The organism is Streptomyces sp. NPDC006261, assembly GCF_040613515.1.
Classification (GTDB): domain Bacteria; phylum Actinomycetota; class Actinomycetes; order Streptomycetales; family Streptomycetaceae; genus Streptomyces.
On the sequence record NZ_JBEXSI010000038.1, the window covers coordinates 1 to 20,066 of the forward strand.

Annotated in this window: 19 protein-coding genes, 7 tRNA genes and 2 pseudogenes; 16 read left to right on the plus strand and 12 right to left on the minus strand. The window is 72.6% G+C overall.

From position 1 onward, the window contains the following. Positions 1–94, plus strand: a pseudogene (locus ABZ154_RS23515) (NADH-quinone oxidoreductase subunit H); the annotation flags it as partial. Between the two features lie 10 nt (positions 95–104). On the opposite strand, the pseudogene ABZ154_RS23520 reads toward ABZ154_RS23515, so the two are convergent. Continuing rightward, positions 105–1,094 (minus strand): annotated as a pseudogene (locus ABZ154_RS23520) (serine/threonine-protein kinase); the annotation flags it as partial. A gap of 594 nt (positions 1,095–1,688) precedes the next feature. On the opposite strand from ABZ154_RS23520, the gene ABZ154_RS23525 reads away from it, so the two are divergent. From ABZ154_RS23525 to ABZ154_RS23535, 3 genes are all read left to right on the plus strand, one after another. Continuing rightward, on the plus strand, positions 1,689–1,895 hold the full coding sequence (locus ABZ154_RS23525) for a hypothetical protein (protein ID WP_015607417.1): 207 nt from the start codon (positions 1,689–1,691) through the stop codon (positions 1,893–1,895). Positions 1,896–2,209: 314 nt separating this feature from the next. After that, entirely contained in the window at positions 2,210–3,409 is a 1,200-nt protein-coding gene (locus tag ABZ154_RS23530) for a phosphotransferase (RefSeq protein WP_356835623.1), read from the plus strand. Between the two features lie 66 nt (positions 3,410–3,475). Further along, on the plus strand, positions 3,476–3,781 hold the full coding sequence (locus tag ABZ154_RS23535) for a zf-TFIIB domain-containing protein (RefSeq protein ID WP_356835626.1): 306 nt from the start codon (positions 3,476–3,478) through the stop codon (positions 3,779–3,781). 53 nt (positions 3,782–3,834) lie between these two features. Here ABZ154_RS23535 and ABZ154_RS23540 read toward each other — a convergent pair. From ABZ154_RS23540 to ABZ154_RS23560, 5 genes are all read right to left on the minus strand, one after another. After that, positions 3,835–3,909 (minus strand) — tRNA-Val (locus ABZ154_RS23540). A 54-nt stretch (positions 3,910–3,963) separates the two neighbouring features. Next, positions 3,964–4,035, minus strand: a tRNA-Val gene (locus ABZ154_RS23545). 19 nt (positions 4,036–4,054) lie between these two features. After that, positions 4,055–4,126, minus strand: a tRNA-Val gene (locus ABZ154_RS23550). A 1-nt stretch (position 4,127) separates the two neighbouring features. Further along, a tRNA-Cys gene (locus ABZ154_RS23555) sits at positions 4,128–4,201 on the minus strand. A 37-nt stretch (positions 4,202–4,238) separates the two neighbouring features. Beyond that, positions 4,239–4,311: transfer RNA gene (locus tag ABZ154_RS23560), tRNA-Gly, on the minus strand. Between the two features lie 174 nt (positions 4,312–4,485). Here ABZ154_RS23560 and ABZ154_RS23565 point away from each other — a divergent pair. The 3 genes from ABZ154_RS23565 (at position 4,486) to ABZ154_RS23575 (ending at position 7,256) form a co-directional block, all read left to right on the plus strand. After that, positions 4,486–5,538, plus strand: coding sequence for a chorismate-binding protein (locus tag ABZ154_RS23565; protein ID WP_356835725.1), 1,053 nt, complete (start codon positions 4,486–4,488; stop codon positions 5,536–5,538). Then, complete coding sequence (locus tag ABZ154_RS23570; RefSeq protein WP_356835628.1) at positions 5,535–6,356, plus strand: aminodeoxychorismate lyase; 822 nt, start codon at positions 5,535–5,537, stop codon at positions 6,354–6,356. Before ABZ154_RS23565 ends, ABZ154_RS23570 begins: the two co-directional genes overlap by 4 nt. A gap of 63 nt (positions 6,357–6,419) precedes the next feature. Then, a complete protein-coding gene (locus ABZ154_RS23575) occupies positions 6,420–7,256 on the plus strand; it encodes a GNAT family N-acetyltransferase (protein ID WP_356835630.1) in 837 nt (278 codons plus the stop codon). Positions 7,257–7,283: 27 nt separating this feature from the next. On the opposite strand, the gene ABZ154_RS23580 is transcribed toward ABZ154_RS23575, so the two are convergent. After that, entirely contained in the window at positions 7,284–7,799 is a 516-nt protein-coding gene (locus ABZ154_RS23580; protein ID WP_356835631.1) for a DsbA family protein, read from the minus strand. Between the two features lie 180 nt (positions 7,800–7,979). Between ABZ154_RS23580 and ABZ154_RS23585 the strand changes: the two genes are divergently transcribed. Then, entirely contained in the window at positions 7,980–8,447 is a 468-nt protein-coding gene (locus ABZ154_RS23585) for a hypothetical protein (protein ID WP_356835634.1), read from the plus strand. Positions 8,448–8,643: 196 nt separating this feature from the next. After that, entirely contained in the window at positions 8,644–8,799 is a 156-nt protein-coding gene (locus tag ABZ154_RS23590) for a hypothetical protein (protein ID WP_192806729.1), read from the plus strand. Between the two features lie 47 nt (positions 8,800–8,846). On the opposite strand, the gene ABZ154_RS23595 is transcribed toward ABZ154_RS23590, so the two are convergent. Both ABZ154_RS23595 and ABZ154_RS23600 read right to left on the minus strand, forming a co-directional pair. Continuing rightward, a complete protein-coding gene (locus ABZ154_RS23595; RefSeq protein ID WP_356835636.1) occupies positions 8,847–9,443 on the minus strand; it encodes a CGNR zinc finger domain-containing protein in 597 nt (198 codons plus the stop codon). A 267-nt stretch (positions 9,444–9,710) separates the two neighbouring features. Further along, positions 9,711–10,124 carry an SsgA family sporulation/cell division regulator gene (locus ABZ154_RS23600; RefSeq protein ID WP_356835638.1) on the minus strand — a complete coding sequence of 138 codons (414 nt, stop codon included), beginning with the start codon at positions 10,122–10,124 and terminating at the stop codon, positions 9,711–9,713. Positions 10,125–10,313: 189 nt separating this feature from the next. Between ABZ154_RS23600 and ABZ154_RS23605 the strand changes: the two genes are divergently transcribed. Then, entirely contained in the window at positions 10,314–10,769 is a 456-nt protein-coding gene (locus ABZ154_RS23605) for a TIGR02611 family protein (protein ID WP_356835640.1), read from the plus strand. 78 nt (positions 10,770–10,847) lie between these two features. Next, a tRNA-Val gene (locus tag ABZ154_RS23610) sits at positions 10,848–10,919 on the plus strand. A gap of 92 nt (positions 10,920–11,011) precedes the next feature. Here ABZ154_RS23610 and ABZ154_RS23615 read toward each other — a convergent pair. Then, on the minus strand, positions 11,012–13,549 hold the full coding sequence (locus ABZ154_RS23615) for a hypothetical protein (RefSeq protein ID WP_356835642.1): 2,538 nt from the start codon (positions 13,547–13,549) through the stop codon (positions 11,012–11,014). A 161-nt stretch (positions 13,550–13,710) separates the two neighbouring features. Between ABZ154_RS23615 and ABZ154_RS23620 the strand changes: the two genes are divergently transcribed. Continuing rightward, positions 13,711–13,782 (plus strand) — tRNA-Val (locus ABZ154_RS23620). Between the two features lie 66 nt (positions 13,783–13,848). Here the strand turns inward: ABZ154_RS23620 and ABZ154_RS23625 are convergent. Beyond that, a complete protein-coding gene (locus tag ABZ154_RS23625) occupies positions 13,849–14,574 on the minus strand; it encodes a 3'-5' exonuclease (RefSeq protein ID WP_356835644.1) in 726 nt (241 codons plus the stop codon). A gap of 194 nt (positions 14,575–14,768) precedes the next feature. Between ABZ154_RS23625 and ABZ154_RS23630 the strand changes: the two genes are divergently transcribed. From ABZ154_RS23630 to thrS, 3 genes are all read left to right on the plus strand, one after another. After that, positions 14,769–15,362: a DUF4365 domain-containing protein gene (locus ABZ154_RS23630; protein WP_356835646.1), complete on the plus strand. Its 594-nt coding sequence runs from the start codon at positions 14,769–14,771 to the stop codon at positions 15,360–15,362. Next, positions 15,362–16,615 (plus strand): hypothetical protein, encoded by a 1,254-nt coding sequence (locus ABZ154_RS23635; protein WP_356835648.1) that lies wholly within the window; start codon positions 15,362–15,364, stop codon positions 16,613–16,615. The genes ABZ154_RS23630 and ABZ154_RS23635 overlap by 1 nt, the downstream gene beginning before the upstream one ends. A gap of 98 nt (positions 16,616–16,713) precedes the next feature. Next, positions 16,714–18,690 (plus strand): threonine--tRNA ligase, encoded by a 1,977-nt coding sequence (thrS, locus tag ABZ154_RS23640; protein WP_356835650.1) that lies wholly within the window; start codon positions 16,714–16,716, stop codon positions 18,688–18,690. A 30-nt stretch (positions 18,691–18,720) separates the two neighbouring features. Here thrS and ABZ154_RS23645 read toward each other — a convergent pair whose 3' ends face one another. Next, the gene (locus ABZ154_RS23645) at positions 18,721–19,398 is read right to left on the minus strand and encodes a potassium channel family protein (RefSeq protein ID WP_356835652.1); all 678 of its coding nucleotides are present in this window, start codon (positions 19,396–19,398) and stop codon (positions 18,721–18,723) included. 66 nt (positions 19,399–19,464) lie between these two features. On the opposite strand from ABZ154_RS23645, the gene ABZ154_RS23650 reads away from it, so the two are divergent. Continuing rightward, entirely contained in the window at positions 19,465–20,025 is a 561-nt protein-coding gene (locus tag ABZ154_RS23650; RefSeq protein WP_356176872.1) for an HIT domain-containing protein, read from the plus strand. Positions 20,026–20,066: the final 41 nt, after the last annotated feature.

Genomic DNA, 20,066 nt, shown 5'->3' on the forward strand with positions numbered 1-20,066 from the left:
CCAGCTCCTCTCCTACGAACTCCCGATGCTCCTCGCGGCCGCCTCCGTCGCCATGGCGGCCGGCACTGTCTCGCTCACCGGAATCCTCGCGGCGCGCCCCCGGCCCCCGCACGCGACGGCGCCGGACGCCGGCCCTGCTGCGGCCCGCCCGCCGAGGAAGGACCCTCCGCGCGGCGGGTGTGCTGCTCGGTGTGCGGGCCGTCGAGACGGCCGGTGGGCCGGTCCGCGTCCTGCGCCGAACGCTGGGCGGGCGGCCGGCTCTCGTGCAGACCCTGCGCCTCGCGCGCCGCGATCTCCTTGAGCCGCATGGACAGTTGCAGCGTGCTCGGCCGCTCCTCCGGATCCTTCGCCAGGCAGGCGCGGATCAGGGGGGCCAGAGCGTCGTGCACCCCGTGGAGCTGCGCCTCCTCGTGCACCACGCGGTAGAGCATCACCTCGGAACTGCCGTGCCCGAAGGGGGAGTCGGCCATCGCCGCGTACGCCAGGGTCGCACCGAGCGAGAAGACGTCCGTCGCGGGGGTCACCGCCGCGCCCCGGACCTGCTCGGGGGCGAGGAAGCCGGGCGACCCCACCGCCGTACCGACATGGGTCAGCGTGCTGGCCCCGGTCGCCCAGGCGATGCCGAAGTCGATGATCCGGGGGCCCTTGGGGGAGAGGAGGATGTTCGAAGGCTTCAGATCCCGGTGCACCACGCCCGCCTCGTGCACCGCGACCAGGCCCTCGGAGAGCGCCGCGCCGATCGAAGCCACCTCGGCCGCGGCCAGGGGGCCTTCCTCGGCGACCTTGTCGTGCAGGGACGGGCCGGGGACGTACTGCGTCGCGAACCACGGGCGGTCCGCCTCCAGATCGGCGGCCACGAGCCGGGCGGTACAGCCGCCCCGGATCCGCCGCGCGGCGGACACCTCGCGCGCGAACCGCGAACGGAACTCCTGGTCCTCCGCCAGGTCGGGGCGGATCACCTTGAGCGCCACCCGCTGACCGCGCCGGTCGGAGCCGAGGTAGACCACGCCCATGCCGCCCGCGCCGAGCCGTCGGTGCAGCCGGAACGAGCCGACGAGACGCGGGTCCTCGCGCCGGAGCCGCATCATCGCCATCGTCTGCCCATCCCCGCTGCCTGGTCCGCCTGACGAGGCACAGCTTACGTACCCCGCGCCCGGTGCGCTCAGAGGCCGCGCCCTCTCCGGGGATTCGATTGCCCGTGCACGGCGGTAGAGGTGAAGGGCGGTCAGGGGGCGGCTGTTCCGGGCCCGTCGGCCTGAGCCGGGCTGCAAAGGGCCCTCGAACATGGGGCGTTGGATCGAGCCATGATGGCCGGGACGAGTCGGTCGGGGAGAGCGCGGATACCACCCGGACGTACATGGTGACGGTCCTGAGGGGCTGTCGCGGAACGCGACGCACCCTCCTTCGGAGGGTGCGGGGAGTGAGTGAAGTCACCCGACGGCACCCTTCCCGGGGGTGGTGGCCCCCCTGTGCCCCCTCCGGGATGACCCCAAGGCCGTGTGGACCGTCTCCACCCAGGGGAGTACGCCGACCACCGACGGCTCATCCTCCGGGAGGCCCGGGATTCGGTACGCGGGCATGACGCCCCGTGCTCGCCGGTTACCTAATGTTGAGATCAAGCGGCGGGCGCAGCACTCGTCCCCCGAGGTCACACGCCCGTCGCTCCACATCAGGTCAGGAGAGGAACCATGTCGGACACGGCAACGCGGACGATGATCCGCACGCAGGGACGCAAGGCCTACGCCTCGTTCGGCGCCCGCCCGTCCGGCACCCGGCACCCCTTGGTGGCGACGGCCATGGTTCTTCCCCTGGCGGCCCTGCTCGCAGTCGCCTTCGGCGGCTGGGACGCGGTGGTCACACAGGCGTCGTCCGTGGCTGTGATGCTGGGGCGCTGAGCGGCGCCCGGGGTCCGGAAGAGCGGTCCGGGCCCAGGTATCAGGCCAACAGCCCCGTGGGGACGGGGGTGCGGCGGACGGCAGCGTTTGTCCGGTCAGCTGGGGAGCTGACCGGGCATCGCGCTGTTCGGGCCGTGTTCCGCGGGCCGCTTTCCCCGGAGGGCGCAGAAGGGGACACGCCGGTACGAACCGGGCGAGGCCAGCGCCTGCGCCCCGCCCGGCGGGCTCCACCGCCTTCCACCCCCGGCTGCGGCGTACGCTCAGCAGGGACCGGTGGCAGGGCCGGGACCGACCGCTGCCGGGAGCCGTTGCGTATGACCTCGACCTCAGTCGACCGTGAGTCACCCACTCCCGAGCCCGCAGGGCGCGCCGATCCCGAGGCCGCCGGGCCGGTCGACCCCGGGCGCGCTGCTCCCGGGCGGCCCGCTCTCGGGTCTGCCCCTGCCGGGTCGCCCGCCGCTTCCGGGCGGCCCGCATCCGGTCCTGTCACTCCCGGGTCGCCCGGTCCCGAGCGAGTCACTCCCGGGGCCGCCTCCCGCGGGCCGGTCATCCGCGAGCTGGGCGCCCTGGCCCACCGCCTCCGCCACTCGCGGGGAACCCCGCCCGGGGCCCCCTGCGCCTGCGAGCCGCCCCAGCTCCTGGCCGACCGGCCGGACGGCACCGTGGTCGGCAGCGGTCCGGTCGTGGCCAAGGCGCACGCCGCCGACATCGACCGCGACGCCCTGGCGGCCCGCCTCGCCCTGGCCTCGGCACCGGAGCTGGCCGGCATCCTCCTCCCGCCGCTCACCGCCGCGGGTCCGGCCGATACGTCGGGGGCCTTCCCCCGCCCGGTCACCTTCTGGCCGTACGGCACCCCCGTCGACCCCAGGGACCCCGACGCGGCCCCCTGGGCCGAAGCCGCCGTCCTGCTCGCCCGCCTCCACCGGACCGCCCCTCCGCTCCCCTTGCCGCTCCCGCCGATGCGCGGCCCGGTCAAGGCGGCCCGGGCGGTCGCGCGGATGGTGGCAGCCCTACCCGGCTCCGACGCGGTCGTTCCCGTACAGGCAGCCTGGTACGCCCTGCCTGACTGGGCCCGGGGCGAGGCTGCCTCCCCCGCCGCGCGGTCGGGCTTCCTCTGCCACGGGGACCTGCACCTGGGGCAGCTCGTCCGCCATCCCACCCCGGACGGGCCCTGGTTGCTCATCGATGTGGACGACGCGGGGCAGGGGGACCCTGCTTGGGACCTCGCGCGGCCCGCAGCCTGGTACGCGGCCGGAGTGCTGGCCCCGGAGGACTGGCTGCTGTTCCTGGATGCCTACCGGTCCGCCGGGGGAGCCGCGGTGCCCGCCGCGGGGGACCCCTGGCCGCAACTGGACGTCCCCGCCCGTGCGCTGACCGTCCAGACGGCGGCCGTCGCCCTCGCCAAGTGCGCCGCGGAGGGCCGGGAGCCGGACGAGATGGAGCAGCTGATGATCGATTCCTGTGCCCGAATCGCTACGTTCCCGCCCGAGTTGGCGGGCGGGTCCGCGTCGTAGGCTGAACGGACCGCGGCCGGACAGGCTTTCCGGCGGCGGCACAACGAGGGCGAGGAGCCGAGCCGAATGATGCAGTGTCCCAAGTGTCACGCGCAGATGCAGACGTACAACCGCAACGGCGTCCAGATCGAGCAGTGCAGCGGCTGCCGGGGGATATTCCTGGACTACGGCGAGCTGGAGTCGCTGACCCGCCTGGAGTCGCAGTGGGCCCAGCAGGCGCCGCCCCCGCAGCCCGCCCCACCCGCCTACCCGCAGGCGGCTCCCCCCGCCCACGCCCCCGCCTGGGGCGCCCCGCAGTACGGCCAGCAGCACGGCGGTCACTACGGTCACCGCCGCCAGAAGGGCTTCGGCCGGATGCTCTTCTCCTCCTGACAGCCGCAGGCACGAAAGAACCCCCGGTCGTGGAGACGACCGGGGGTTCTCGGTGGTGCGCGATACTGGGATTGAACCAGTGACCTCTTCCGTGTCAGGGAAGCGCTCTCCCGCTGAGCTAATCGCGCGGGGTGATCCTGCCTGTACTGCCTGTACTGCTGGGTCCTGCTGTATGTGCTACGTGCGCGATACTGGGATTGAACCAGTGACCTCTTCCGTGTCAGGGAAGCGCTCTCCCGCTGAGCTAATCGCGCGGGGATCCTTGCGGACCGGTGGACGATACTGGGATTGAACCAGTGACCTCTTCCGTGTCAGGGAAGCGCTCTCCCGCTGAGCTAATCGTCCTTGGAGGTGGAGACGGGATTTGAACCCGTGTAGACGGCTTTGCAGGCCGTTGCCTCGCCTCTCGGCCACTCCACCAGGGATGGGAGTTCGGGAAGATCCCCCACCTTCTGCGAGCGGACGACCAGGTTCGAACTGGCGACCTCAACCTTGGCAAGGTTGCGCTCTACCAACTGAGCTACGTCCGCTTGTCTTGCCCGGACCGCTTGCGTGTCCCGGCGACGTGTTGAACTCTAGCGGATTCCCGGGCCAGCACAAAAACGCGTTTGCGCAGATGGTCGCCGTAACACCGCCGTGCCGTCGCCCCGACGCAGGTCATCGTGGGCGGTTCTAGACTCGGCAGGGTGTCCCCCCTCGCTCCCATGGCCCGCTTCGGCGGCCTCGTCGCCTCCGGCCTCCAGGATGTGACCAACGACCCCTCGGCTCTCGACTCGTCCGGTTTCTGGGCGGTATGTGCCGACTTCGAAGGCCGTACGGTCTGCGCCCGCTTCTCCTCCGTACGCCGGGAGGAGGTGCCCGCTCCCGTGCCCGGAGCCTGGCTCGGGCCCGCCGCCGGAGAGTGGACGACGTCGCTGGACCGTGCGGCCTACACGGCGGGCGTGCGGCGGATCCGTGCCCACATCGCCGCGGGCGAGGTCTATCAGGCCAACCTCTGCCGGGTCCTCTCCGCACCGCTGCCGGACCCCGGCCGGGCCGACGTCGACGCCCTGACCGCCCTGCTCGCGCGTGGCAACCCGGCGCCGTACGCAGGAACGATCCGCCTGCCTGGCCACGGGGTGGAGGTCGCCACCGCGTCGCCCGAGCTGTTCCTCCGCCGGGACGGGCGGACCGTCGAATCCGGGCCGATCAAGGGGACCGGGCGAACCGAGGACGATCTGCTGGAGAAGGACCACGCGGAGAACGTCATGATCGTGGACCTGGTCCGCAACGATCTCGGCCGCGTCTGCGCGACCGGCAGCGTCACCGTCCCCGACCTCTGTGTGGTGGAGAAGCACCCGGGCCTCGTCCACCTCGTCTCCACCGTGCGGGGCGAGCTGGCCGAGGGGGCGGGGTGGCCGGAGCTGCTCGCGGCGGCGTTCCCGCCCGGATCCGTCACCGGGGCGCCGAAGTCCAGTGCGCTGCGGATCATCGAGGAGCTGGAGCGGTCCCCGCGCGAGCCGTACTGCGGCGCGGTCGGCTGGGTCGACGCCGACCGGGCGACGGCCTCCCTGGCGGTGGGCATACGGACGTTCTGGATCGACCGGGCCGGCTCCGTGCCCCTTCTGCGCTTCGGCACCGGCGCCGGCATCACCTGGGGCTCCGACCCGGAGCGCGAATGGGACGAGACCGAGCTGAAGGCGTCGCGGCTGCTCGCTGTAGCGTCGGGCACGTTCGAGCAGACAGGGTTCGAGCAGACAGGAAGGACCGCGTCATGAGGATCTGGGTCAACGGCGGGCTGCGGGACGCCGATGATGCCCGGCTGTCGGTGCTGGACCACGGGCTGACCGTGGGTGACGGCATCTTCGAGACGGTCCGCACCAGCGAGGGCAAGCCCTTCGCCCTCACCCGGCACCTCGACCGTCTCACCCGGTCCGCGCGGGGCCTCGGTCTGCCCGACCCGGACCTGGACGAGGTCCGGCGCGCCGCGACGGCGGTCATCGACGCCAACCCCGTCCCGCTGGGGCGGCTGCGGATCACCTACACCGGCGGGCTCTCCCCGCTCGGCTCGGACCGCGGCACCGCCGGGCCCAGCCTCGTCGTCGCGCTGGACGGGGTGAGCCGCCGCCCGGACACCACCGCGGTGATCACGGTCCCCTGGACCCGTAACGAGCGCGGAGCCCTCACCGGGCTCAAGACCACCTCGTACGCCGAGAACGTCGTCGCCCTCGCCCGGGCCCGCGAGCGGGGCGCCTCCGAGGCGCTGTTCCCGAACACGACCGGCCGTCTCTGCGAAGGCACCGGGTCCAACGTGTTCGTCGTGCTGGACGGCCGCATCCACACCCCGCCGGTCGCCTCCGGGTGCCTCGCGGGGATCACCCGCGCGCTGGCCGTGGAGTGGACGGGGGCCGAGGAGAGCGACCTTTCGATGGAGGTGCTCGCCGAGGCCGACGAGGTCTTCCTGACCTCCACGCTCCGCGACATCCAGGCTGTGCACCGCGTCGACGACCGGGCGCTGGCGGCGGAGCCGGGGCCGGTGACGGCGAAGGCCATGCGGATCTTCGACGAGCGGGCCGGGAGCGACCTGGATCCGTAGGCCCTTTCCGTCCGGGCCGGAAAAGCGCGTGACGTGCGGCCGCCCAGGGGATACAAACCCTTGATGACCACGACACTCCGGCCGTCCGGGCCGCTTCAGCAAGGCGCCGACGGCGCACGGGCGCGCACCTACGACGTGTGCGACAACGGCCGGCCCGTCGGCGCCGTATCGATCAGCACGGACGACGCGTTCGGCGCCTCGGCCGGCGTGGTGCGCTCCCTCAGCGTCGACGAGGCGCGGCGCAGGCGCGGCCGGGGCACCATCGCCGCGCTCGCCGCCGAGGAGGTGCTGCGAGGGTGGGGCTGCACCCATGTACGGACCGAGGTCCCGGCGGAGAACGAGCCCGCCCGGGCACTGGCGGCCGCGCTCGGCTACACCGAACGCAGCCGCAACATGGTAAAGACCCTCGGCCCGGACACCGTCCCTCTCCCCGAGGGCCTCACCTCGCGCCCGATGAGCGAGCAGGAGTACGCGGGCTGGCTGCGGGAGGCGGTGCGGTCGTACGCGCAGGAGTGGACCGACCGGGGCGTACCGCCCGAGCAGGCCCGGCTCAAGTCCGAGGCCGACCACGCCGGCAACCTCCCGGATGGGCTGGCGACCGAGGGTGTGCGGTTCCGGGTGCTGGTCCAGGGCGGTGAGGTGGTCGGCCATATCTGGCTGGCCCTGCGGGAGCTGGAGCCGGGCAGGACCGCCGGCTTCGTCTTCGACGTCGAGGTGCGCGAGGAGCACCGCGGCCGCGGCTTCGGGCGGGCCCTGATGCTCCTCGCCGAGGACGAGACGCGCTCCTGGGGCCAGGACCGGATCGGCCTGCACGTCTTCGCGGCCAACACCCCGGCGCTGCGGCTGTACGAGTCGCTCGGCTACGCGACGACGCGGTACAACCTGGCCAAGGCGCTGTAGGCGGCCTCGGCCGTCCGGGCTCCGGCGTCAGCCCTGTGCGGCCAGGCGGTGGTCGATGATCTCCTCGATCCGCTCGCGCAGCCCCTCCTGGCTCTTGCCGCCGTCCAGCCGTTCGTCGCCGAGCACATAGGTGGGTGTGCCGGTGACCCCGATCGCCTTGCCCTCCGCCTGGTCGGCGTCGACGATCAGCAGATGGCGGCCGTCGATGAGCGCGGTGTCGAACTCCTCGGCGTCCAGGCCCAGTTCGCGGGCCACGTCGAGCAGAACGGGCTCACCGGCCTTCGCGAGGTCCAAGGTCCTGGCCAGGAGCGCCTCGATGTACGGCCAGTCCTGTCCCTGGACGGCGGCCTCCTCGGCGGCCTGCGCCGCGGCGTAGGCGTGCTTGTGCTTCTCCAGCGGGAAGTGCCGCAGCCGGATCTCGACACGGTCGCCGTACCGGGCACGCACGGCGCGCACATCGCTGAGGGCCCGGTGGCAGTCGGGGCACTCGAGATCGCACCAGAGGTCGAGGACGACCGGTGCCGAAGGGGTGGTTTCGCTCATGGAGCCAGTCTTCCAGGCCGTGCCGACAGCTCCCAATCGGCACCTGCGGCCGTGGTGGTGACCGGCACCTGCGGAGGAGCCCGGCCCTGAAATCTCCCTGAAGTGGACCGGTGCCGTGGCCCCTGTGCCGGTCGTCGGTGCAGGATGGAGGGGACGTTTCCCCTGCGCCTGGAGGCCCCGATGCTTGCCGAGACCATCTGTTCAGCGGCGTCGGCGGCGGGCCTGGGCATCGCCGCGATCACCGCGTACCGCAAGCGGTTCCTCACTGCGACCAGGATCGCCGCCTACTCCCTCGTACCCGTCGGGCTCGTCCTGACCGGCGTCGTCGCGTGGGTCTCGGGCATCGCGTTCAAGCCGAGCGTCTGGATCGGCTTCGGCGTGCTCGGCCTCGCCTGGCTGCTCTTCATGGCCACCCGCGCCGTCGAGCGCCGTAGCGGTACCACTCGTGCGGAGCGCAAGGCCGCGCGGGCCGCCGAGCGCGACGAGGCCGTCGCCCCTGGCGCCTCGGCGCCCTCGCTCGGCGCCGGCAGCCAGGCCCGGCCGGCGGCAGCGGCGCCGACGGCGAAGCCGAAGAAGAAGCAGGAGGCCGCCGCGCCCGGCGACGACTTCAGCGACATCGAGGCGATTCTGAAGAAGCACGGCATCTGATAGACGGCATCTGGGAGCCCGGCACCCGAGAAGCACGTGATCCGGACACACACGGTTTTTGCCGGGCCGGACCCGAATGCCTGACGGCATCTCGGACGCCGGAGCGAATTCCGAGGGCCACGGGACGGTGAACTCCCGGTGTAATGGCGTAGGTTGATCGCCAACCGGGTCCCGGGTGAGTCATGATCACCCCGAGATGGTGGACACATCCCGGGGCGAAGCCCCCGCATCCCCTGCCGAAGAGCCCCGTGGCTGCCTCTTCGCGCTTTCCCAGCCACCCCTGATGATCTTCCTGACGGTCATCGGGAGCCTGCTGCTGATGGCGGCCCTGCACGACCTGTTCCTGTTATGACCCGGCCTGTGGCGATCCGGTTGCCCCGCTACCTACGGGCTCGCGACCTAGGCCCCGGCCTCCCGGCGCCGGGCCCGGTACGCGGCGACGTGGAGCCGGTTGCCGCAGGTGCGGCTGGAGCAGTAGCGGCGGGAGCGATTGCGTGAGAGGTCGACGAAGGCGCGCCCGCAGTCGGGCGCCTCGCAGCGCCGCAGCCGCTCCTGTTCGCCGGCCACGATGATGAAGGCCAGGGCCATGCCGCAGTCGGCCGCGAGGTGGTCGGAGAGCGAGGCGTCCGGGGCGAAGTAGTGCACGTGCCAGTCGTAGCCGTCGTGATCGGTGAGCTGAGGTGTGGTCCCGGCCGCGGCGACGAGCCGGTTCACGAGGTCGGCCGCGGTACGGGCGTCGGGCGCGGCGAAGACCTCGGCGAAGCGGCTCCGGACGGCCCGTACGGCGCCCAGGTCCTTCTCGCCGAGGGTGCCGACGGCGCTGATGTGGTGGTGCTCGGCGAAGGCGTACAGCGCCGCGAGATCGGCGAGCCCGTCCTCCGTCCCGTCCCCGGGTCCGCCCGTCGGGCCGTCCTCGGGCGGCTCGCTCTCCGGTGCGGTGTTCACGAGATCGACCACCGTGTCGAGGGCGATCCGGGTGTCGTGAGGGATCAGCACGCTTCGCTCCCTGGCCTCCGGCCGGCGGGCGCCTGCCGATGGCGGCTGACTCTACTGGCTCACCCGGCCGCGCCCCGGCCCGGTGCGGGCCTGCGGGAGCACGGGAGCACCCACACGCCACCGGCCTGCTCCGAGAGCCCTGGCGCACGCGCAGGCGCCGTCGCCGCGGTGGATTCCGCGGCGCCGGCGCCGGTGCCTGCCTTATGTGGTTGTCCGCGCGACGCCGTCTCCCCGAGTCGGACGGCGCCGGGCAGCTCTCGGCCTGGCTCAGCTCTCGGCCAGGATGTGGGAGAGCTCCGTGTCGAGATCGAAGTGACGATGCTCGGTGCCGGGCGGAACCGCGACGTCGGTCCTTTTCAGGAACGACTCCAGGGCTCGCGCCGGAGCCTCGAGCAGGGCTTCGCCCTCCGGGGAGCTCAGTGCGATGCAGACGACGCCTTGACCGTGACTTCGAGATGGCCAGACGCGGACGTCTCCGGTGCCGGTGGGCCGGTGCAGCCCTTCGGCGAGGAGGTCACGGGCGAAAACCCACTCGACCGTCTCCTCCGCTCCGGTGTGGAAGGTGGCGTGCACGGCATAGGGATCGGCCGTATCATACCGCAGGCCCGCGGGTACAGGCAGTGAGGACTCGCTCGACACAACGAGGCGCAGGTGCAGCTCGCAGCTGACCGTGGTGTTCATAAGCGCCAGGGCCTTTCGCTCAGTGTGCGCTCGGGGATTCGCACGTCGGCGAAATCGACATGCCACCTACGGTGGCGTTGTAAACCCCTCTGACCCATTTGTGATGCTTCGGGTCCCTCGCCCAGCGGTGTGTAACTTTGAGTCATGCGCCCATTCAAGTGACGACGGCGGTCGGGTAGGTTGAGCTCCATGAATGCGGAGAGTGACGAGCGGATCGAGGCCGCCGGGAAGGCGGCCCCGGGGTCCGCTGCGGGGGGCGCGACCACGGGGGAACGCGAGCTGGGCTCGCGGGCGCCGGGCTTCATCAAGGCGTCCAGGCCGCTGCACCTGAGCTGGCAGGTCGGCGTCTTCGTCGTCGGCCTGGGCGTCGTGGTGGCCGGTGTGCTGATGCTGGTGCTGCCGGGGCCCGGCTGGCTGGTGATCTTCGGCGGCATGGCGATCTGGGCGACCGAGTTCGTCTGGGCCCAGCTGGTGCTGCGCTGGACGAAGCGCAAGGTCACCGAGGCCGCCCAGCGGGCGCTGGATCCCAAGGTCCGGCGGCGCAACATCATCCTCACCACGGTGGGCCTGGTGATCATGGCGGTGCTGGTCGGGATCTACGTCTGGAAGTTCGGCCTCGCCCTGCCGTGGACGGTCGGCGAGTAGGACCGCGGACGGTCGGCGAACAGCGCCGGGGACGGTCCAGGAGCACCGCTGACATGGGGTAATGTTTGCGGTGCGCCCGGGCGATTAGCTCAGTGGGAGAGCGCTTCGTTCACACCGAAGAGGTCACTGGTTCGAACCCAGTATCGCCCACCCGGAACAGAGCCCCCGAGACTTTCGAGTCTCGGGGGCCTCTGCGTTCCCGGCCGCAGGACCCCACGGGATCCTGCGGCCGGGAACACCGCTCACCGCATCCGGCCCAGCAGGTCCTTCAGCTTGCGTGCCTCGCGCAGCCGCTGCTCGTACGTGGCCCCCGCGGCCAGCAGCAGCAGTCCGGCCAGCGCCGGCGGCAGCCAGCGCGGCAGGGCGCCGGCCACCTGGACGACGTACGGAGCGAGCTCGTGCAGGGTGTCCAGGGCCAGCACCGCGCCGCCGAGCAGCAGCAGCGCCTGCAGCCGGAACTTCGCCCCCAGCAGCGTGATCACCAGCGCCGCGACGCCCAGCAGCAGCGGCCGAAGCCAGTCGGGGTCGGTCCAGGCCACGGCCAGGCTCGGCAGCAGCGTCGCGGCGAGCGCCGGCCCGTACGCCGTCCACGAAGATGCCTCGGAGTCCTTGCGCCGTCGCAGTACGCCGACCACCAGCGCGGGCACCGTCACCGGCAGGGTGTACGCCTCCGGCGCCGACACCTCCGACGCCGCCAGCCGGACCCAGGTCGCCGCCACGAACAGCGCCGCCGCCACGTACCCCGCCGCCGGCCGCCGCTCCGGGCGCACGGCCGCCCCCGCCGCCAGCACCCCGCACAGGGCGAGCACCAGGGCCAGGAACGGGGCCTCCTGTGCCGACAGACCCACCGCGACCAGCGCACCCAGCGCCCCGGTCAGCTCCACCGGCAACGCCACCGGGTGCAGCCGCAGCCGCGCCCCCAGCAGCACCGTCACCGCGGGCGCCACGAGCAGCAGCGGCGCGGCCTCGTGCGGGGCGAGCTCCAGGGAGCGGGCCGCACACCCGGTCAGGACCGTGCCCCACACCACCGCGGCCACCGCGCACACCGCCTGCTCCACCACGGCCCGCGTCCGCAGCGCCGCGCCCGCGAACAGGACCACCAGCGCCCCGAACACCGCGTACGTCGCCGCCTCCGCGGCCAGCGACAGCAGCCCCACGCTCACCGCCCCGCCGACGGCGCCCACGAGCGCGGTCACTGCCACGGCCGACCGGCCACCGCCCGCGGCCCCCGCCCCGGCACCCTCGGCCTCGGCCTCGGCCGTCCCCGCGTCCCCGGCGCCCCGCTCCGCACCCCGGACCGCCACCAGCAGCAGCCCCGCCACCAGCACCGTCTCCAGGGCCACCGCGACCGGGTACGGCACCCCCAGCGTCGCCGCCGCCAGCAGCAGCGTCCCCCAGCCGAGGGCCAGCGCCCCCGCGCCCGCCGCACCGCGCGCCGCCGCCCCCGGCGTGCCCAGCGGAGCGGCGACCCGCACCAGCGACGGCCACCAGCGGTACGCCGCCCGGAGCAGCCCGGCCACCACCGCGAGCACCACCGGAGCCGCAGCCGTCTCCGACCACCGCATCGACTCCCCGAGCGCGCCCCGGAACCCGTCCGGCGCCCCCGCCCACACCTCGGCGACCAGCTCGACCGGCCCCAGCAGCACCGCCGCGACCGGAGGCACCGCCCACAGCAGCGCACCGGCCACCACCGCGCCCGCCGCCGCCAGCGCCCCACGCCCCGCGCTCCGCGGCAGCGGTGTCCGTACGACGGACAGCAGAGCCAGGCCGCAGAGCAGATACACCGGAACGTGCCATGCGCCCGGCACCGCCGCCCGCAGCACGCCGCCGACCGCCGCCACCGCCGCCAGACCGGCCACCACGCCGCCCAGCTGCGCGTAGCCGTTCGGAGCGCGCCACGCCCCGGCCAGGGCCGCCACGGCCGCCGTCAGCAGCAGCGTGCCCGGCAGTACGGCCCCGAGCGGTCCGTCGGCCGTCAGGGACTCCGCGAGCCCCGTCAGCAGCGCGGCGGACCCCATCACGGCCAGGCCGACGCCCGCCGTGACCCGCACGCCGAGGCCCTTGCCCCACAGCGCGATCGCGCCGTCCAGTACGGCCGTCGCCAGCAGCGCCCAGCCGACCACGATCGCCGGGGCACCGGCCGCCCAGGCGCCCAGCAGCAGCGGCCACTGGACGAAGAACACGGCCGCGGGCAGCGGCAGGTGCAGCTTGCCCAGGGCCAGGCCGTAGGCCGTCCAGAGCGCCGCGAGCACCGCCGAGGCCACGGCGGTGAAGGTGAGCCCGTCGGCGTCCGGCGCCGCGACCGCGTGGACCGCGTAGGCGTCCAGCAGCGTGAGGACCAGGGCGAGCGCCGCCAGCGCCTCCGCCGTGGCCGCGAGCTTCCGGCGCAGCAGGACCACCGGGGCCGCGAGGGCGGCCAGGGTCACCAGCGCCAGGACGGCCGACCGGCCGCCGATGCCCATGGAGCCCCAGCTGACGAGGGTGAACGCGACGGCCGCGACCGTCAGCAGCAGACCGCCCAGCGTCAGCAGCACGTTCTGCGCGCTGCGCGGCGGCCCGGACGGCTTCGCGGTCCGCGGCGCGGACCCCCACGGCTGCCCCGGCGCCCAGCCGTGGCCGACGGGCGGCGTACTCCAGCGCGGTGCGTTCGGCGCCTGCGGCTGCAACGCGCTGACCAGCCAGGCGCGACGGGTCAGCAGCTGGGCCCGGCGGGCGTCCAGCTGAGTCAGTTCTCGGTCGAGGAGCGCCAGTTCCTCGGCGGGCGGCGGCACATGTTCCATGTTCGGGAGTGTGGCCCCGGCCCTCCGCCTCGTACATGCGCTCGGATACTCAGTTTCCGCGTTTCCGCGCCTGTGTACGTGCCGCGTGCGCCCCGGGGCCCGCCCGGCCGGAAGCGGTTTGAACGAAGCCCGCCGAGCCCTGTATGGTTCAACCCGTTCCCGGGCGATTAGCTCAGTGGGAGAGCGCTTCGTTCACACCGAAGAGGTCACTGGTTCGAACCCAGTATCGCCCACCGGGGAAAGCCGGTCCGACAGCATCACGCGGACCGGCTTTCGCATGTCCCGACCCGTTGAACCCCCTACGCCGCCGCGGGCAGCTCCGGGCGCAGCGGCCACGCCGGATCCACCGACTCCGGTGTCCCGCTCTTGGCGAACCACGCCTCCAGGCCACGCGCCTGCGCCGCGTGCCAGGTGGCCTGGAGGTCGTGCAGCTCGGCGGGGGAGAGCCGCTCCAGCCGGGACTGGAAGCGCCGGCATATCGCGCGCACCAGCTCCAGCGAGGCCGAGGCGTCCGCCGCCGCGTCGTGGGCGCCGTGGAGGGGCACGTCGTACAGCTCGCAGAGATCGGTGAGCGTGCGACGGCCCTTGCGGTAGCGGTCCAGGTGTTTGTCCAGCACCCGGGGGTCCACCACCCGCAGCGGCACGTCGGCCATGTACCCGGCCAGTGACGAGGCCCGGTGCCGCTTCAGCTCGCGGTCCAGCAGGGTCAGGTCGAACGGTGCGTTCATCACGACCAGCGGGCGGCCCGTCGCGCAGCTCTCGGCCAGCGAACGGGCGATCTCGTCCATCACCGGTGCGGGCCAACGGCCGTTGCGCTGAAGGTGATCGTCGGTCAGACCGTGGATCTCGGTCGCCCCCGCGGGCACCGGGATCCCCGGGGCGACCAGCCAGCGGGTGACGCGGACGCGTCCGCCCGTCGTGTCCTGCGCGACGAGAGCGGCCGAAACGATCCGGTCCTGCTCGACGTCCACGCCTGTCGTCTCCGTGTCAAAAGCGGCCAGCGGCCCTTCGAACCAGTGCATCATCCCCGAACTCCTCGCACCCGCACGGCAGATGGAGTGATTCCTCTGCCCGATATCGGTGATACCCGTGCTGTTTGCCTGATACGCCGTTTGCGGGCGTTCTCCTGCGGTGACAACACAGGTGAGGGGGAGGGAAGTTGCTCCTCGATCACCTCCTGCTTCAGATCTGACGGCACGTCCGGAAGGCATACGGGGCCATGGCGCTCGCGCAGCCCGATCCAGAAGGGCCCGCCCGCGCCGAAGGGTTCGGGCCGGTGGAGCAGCGGAACGACGCACCGCTGCGCGGCTCCCTCGCCACCACCGCCTGCATGGAGACCCTCCAGGTGGGCTATCTGCACGCCGTCGCGGCGGCGGCGGGATGTTCACTGTCCCAGCCCTTCCCCGACAACGGCATCGACTGGCACGTCAGCCACGGGGCCGCCGCCCACACCGTCGACGACGAAGTGACCATCAAGGTGCAGCTCAAGTGCACCTACCAGATACCGCCGCACCCGGCGGGCGGGGCGTTCTCCTTCACGCTCGACAACGCCCATCTCGTCAAGCTCGCCCGCACCCCGGTCTCGGTGCACAAGATCCTGGTGGTGATGCTCGTGCCCCGCAGCCAGGACGAGTGGCTGAGCGCCGGGCCCGGCAGTCTGGATCTGCGGCACTGCTGCTACTGGACCAACCTGGCCGGTCACGCGGTGACGGGCCGGCACCGGACCACCGTGCGCGTCCCGACCTCACGGATCTTCGACGACCGCGCACTCTGCGACATCATGGCCCGGGTCGGGGCCGGAGGGAGACCCTGATGCACCGGTCGATGGACGAACCCACGGGCCCGGTGGAGCTGTTCGGCGCCCGGTCGCACCCTGCCGTGAGCAGGGAGTACGCCGTCCCGGACGGGGACGGCGCCCCACTCCCCGACCCGGCGGTGCTCACCGCGCTCCTGCACCGGTACGGCTGGCAGCGGCGCGGGGGAGCGGCCGGGCGCTACAGCCGCTGGTCCCCGCCCGGACCGGCCGCCGGCGCCAGCCTGCTGGTGCCGGAGAGCGCGGCCTTCCCCGACGCCGAGGACCTGCTGGCCGAGGCGCTCACCGCGCTCTCCCGCAGCGCCGCCCCGTCCGCCCGGGACATCCTGGTCTCCCTCGCCGTCCCCAGCGACGAGGTCCGCTGGTGGCGGGAGGTCCCCGAATCGGCGGCCGGGGCGGCGGGCGCCTGGGGGTGGGCGGAGGCGGATGAGCTGCGGTCGGCGGCCCGGCAGATCCTCCTGGCCGGGGCGCTCGCGGCCCGCGGCCGGGCCGGCTACCACGGGGCCCGGCACCGCAGGAAGGCCCGGGCGGCGCTGGACGGCACCCTCATCGGGCCCGCGCCGGGCGGGCGCCGGCTCACCGCCTTCGTCCCCGTCGAGTCCGGACGCGCCGTCGCCGTCCAGCTGTGCCACGCCCTGCACGCCACCCGCGAGGCGGTGGACTACCAGCGGGCCACCGGAGGCATGGAGGCCTTCGACAGTGCGGTGGCGGCTGGTGTCAGCCGGGAGCTGACCGAGGCGCTGGTGGCCCTGGTGCGCGGCACCGAGGGGGCCGGGATCGACGTGCGCTGGGCGCCCGCCGCCGGCACCCCGGACGGCTGCCCGGCCCGCCCCGCACCGGTCGAGTTCTCCCCGGGCGACCTGCCCGCCCTGCGCTCCGCCGGGGCCCGCTATCTCCGCGAGGAGCCCGCCGTCCCGGTCCGGATCACCGGTGCGGTGGTCCGGCTGCGCCGCTCGGGGCCGCGGGGCGCCGGGATCGTACGGCTGCGGGTGCTGGCGGGGGCGGAGGTCGCGCACGTGCGGGTGGAGCTGGACGAGGAGGCATACCGGATCGCGGGCCACGCCCACCTCGTCGGGCTGCCGCTGCGGGTGGAGGGGCGGCTGGAGCGGCGGGGCGGCTTCCGGCGGCTTACCGGGGCGTCGCAGGTGGCACCCGTCCAGGTGGACGAGGCCGAGCGGGACCGGCTGATGAAGTCGCTCCAGGAGAACGTGGACTTCTTCGAGGAGGCGTGCGCGGGGGAGGAGCCCTTGTGACGAGGGGTAAGGCGTTCGCATCGGAGGCGTGGGGCTCGGTACGATTCGTATTGCTTGGCCATACGAAGGCAAGCGACCCCCTCAGTCAGGAGAGACCGGTGTCAGACGTCCGTGTGATCATCCAACGCGATTCCGAGCGGGAAGAGCACGTGGTGACGACGGGCACGACGGCCGGCGAGCTCTTCCCCGGTCAGCGCACCGTCGTCGCCGCGCGCATCGGCGGCGAGCTGAAGGACCTCTCCTACGAGCTCCAGGACGGCGAGAGCGTAGAGCCGGTGGAGATCTCCTCCGAGGACGGCCTCAACATCCTGCGCCACTCCACCGCGCACGTCATGGCCCAGGCCGTGCAGGAGCTCTTCCCCGAGGCCAAGCTCGGCATCGGCCCGCCGGTCAAGGACGGCTTCTACTACGACTTCGACGTCGAGAAGCCGTTCACGCCCGAGGACCTCAAGGCCATCGAGAAGAAGATGCAGGAGATCCAGAAGCGGGGCCAGAAGTTCTCCCGCCGCGTGGTCTCCGACGAGGCCGCCCGCGAGGAGCTGGCCGACGAGCCGTACAAGCTGGAGCTCATCGGCATCAAGGGCTCCGCCTCCTCGGACGACGGCGCGGACGTCGAGGTGGGCGGCGGCGAGCTGACCATCTACGACAACCTCGACCCCAAGACCGGCGACCTGTCGTGGAAGGACCTCTGTCGCGGTCCGCACCTGCCGACCACCCGGTTCATCCCGGCGTTCAAGCTGATGCGCAACGCCGCCGCGTACTGGCGCGGCAGCGAGAAGAACCCCATGCTCCAGCGCATCTACGGCACCGCCTGGCCGACCAAGGACGAGCTGAAGGCGCACCTGGAGTTCCTGGAGGAGGCCGCCAAGCGCGACCACCGCAAGCTCGGCAACGAGCTGGACCTCTTCTCCTTCCCCGACGAGATCGGCCCCGGCCTCGCGGTCTTCCACCCCAAGGGCGGCGTCATCCGCCGGGCCATGGAGGACTACTCGCGCCGCCGCCACGAGGAGGAGGGCTACGAGTTCGTCTACAGCCCGCACGCCACCAAGGGCAAGCTCTTCGAGAAGTCCGGCCACCTGGACTGGTACGCCGACGGCATGTACCCGCCCATGCAGCTCGACGACGGGGTGGACTACTACCTCAAGCCGATGAACTGCCCGATGCACAACCTGATCTTCGACGCGCGTGGCCGCTCCTACCGCGAACTGCCGCTGCGCCTCTTCGAGTTCGGCACGGTGTACCGGTACGAGAAGTCGGGCGTCGTGCACGGCCTGACCCGCTCGCGCGGCTTCACACAGGACGACGCGCACATCTACTGCACCAAGGAGCAGATGGCCCAGGAGCTCGACCGCACGCTCACCTTCGTGCTGAACCTGCTGCGTGACTACGGGCTCACCGACTTCTACCTGGAGCTCTCCACCAAGGACCCGGAGAAGTACGTCGGCTCGGACGAGACCTGGGATGAGGCCACCGAGACGCTCCGCCAGGTCGCCGAGAAGCAGGGTCTGCCCCTGGTCCCGGACCCGGGCGGCGCCGCGTTCTACGGCCCGAAGATCTCCGTGCAGTGCAAGGACGCCATCGGCCGGACCTGGCAGATGTCGACCGTACAGCTCGACTTCAACCTGCCGGAGCGTTTCGACCTGGAGTACACCGGCCCCGACGGTTCCAAGCAGCGCCCGGTCATGATCCACCGTGCTCTGTTCGGTTCCATCGAGCGCTTCTTCGCCGTGCTACTGGAGCACTACGCGGGCGCTTTCCCGGTCTGGCTCGCCCCGGTCCAGGCGGTCGGCATCCCGATCGGCGACGCCCACATCCCCTACCTCCAGGAGTTCGCCGCCAAGGCGCGCAAGCAGGGACTGCGGGTGGACGTGGACGCCTCCTCCGACCGGATGCAGAAGAAGATCCGCAACCAGCAGAAGGCCAAGGTGCCCTTCATGATCATCGCTGGTGACGAGGACATGGCCAACGGTGCCGTCTCCTTCCGTTACCGCGACGGTTCGCAGGAGAACGGCATCCCGGTCGACGAGGCCATCGCCAAGATCGCGAAGGCGGTCGAGGACCGCGTACAGGTCTGAGCACCTTGTCGGGGCACGGCCCCCTGAGCGCTACCCGCGCTCCGGGGGCCGTTTCCCGTCCTCCCGGGAGAACACCTGGATCAGCCACGACGAGAACGACCCCGTCACCGCTCCCAGCAGCGCGAGACCGCATGCCATCAGCCCCGCCGCCACCGTCCGCCCCCAGAAGGTGATCGGTGCGGCGTCCCCGTAACCGACCGTCGAGAGCGTCGCGCACGCCCACCACACCGCGTCCCCGAACGTCCGGATGGAGGCGCCGGGGGCCGTGCTCTCCAGGCGGTACACGGTGAGCGCGGCGGAGAAGCCGAGCAGGACGGCGCTCAGGCTCGCGTACGACATCACCCGGGCGTACAGGTTCAGCCGCGGCCGGTCGCGGCGCCTCTGCACCGCCGAGTAGACCTTGACCATCCGCAGCGGGCGCAGCAGCGGCAGCAGCAGCACCAGGGTGTCGAGCCGGTGCGTGGGGACGAAGCGTGCGCCCTGGCCGCTGAGGTGCAGCCGTACCGCGTAGTCCGCCAGGAACAGCAGCCACGTCGACCAGACCAGGATGAGGGAGATGTCGTGCCACGGCTGGGCGTCGCGCGGGGCCAGGACCCGGACCGCGTACCCCGCCAGGAAGAGCAGCGAGGCGGCGAGGAGCGGGATCTCGGTGCGCTGCTCCCAGTGGGTCGGCCGGGTGGGGGCCTCGGGGGCGGATCGCTGGCTCATCCCCTCAGCATCGCCGGGCGGGCTGGGGCACGGCCCCGGCGACACGCTCCGCGCGGGTGACGCAATATGCTGATCGGCATGACGAGTGAGCCGGAGCAGCAGATCGGCGTGGGGACGCCGGACGCGTTTCAGCGTCTGTGGACGCCCCATCGGATGGCGTACATCCAGGGTCAGGACAAGCCGAGCGGCCCGGGCGCCGAGGACGGCTGCCCGTTCTGTTCGATTCCGGCGAAATCCGACGAGGACGGGCTCGTGGTGGCGCGCGGCGAGCACGTCTACGCGGTGCTGAACCTCTACCCGTACAACGGCGGGCACCTCATGGTCGTCCCCTACCGGCACGTCGCCGACTACACGGAGCTGGACGGTCCGGAGACGGCGGAGCTGGCGGACTTCACCAAGCGGGCGATGGCGGCCCTGCGCGCCGCCTCCGGGGCGCACGGCTTCAACATCGGGATGAACCAGGGCTCGGTCGCCGGCGCCGGGATCGCCGCCCACCTGCACCAGCACCTGGTGCCGCGCTGGGGCGGGGACACCAACTTCATGCCGGTCATAGGCCACACCAAGGTGCTGCCGCAGCTGCTGGGCGACACCCGGGCGATGCTGGCCGGTGCCTGGCCGGCCGGCTGAGCGGACCGTCCCGTACATGGGGAAGGCCCACCGTGTCGGGG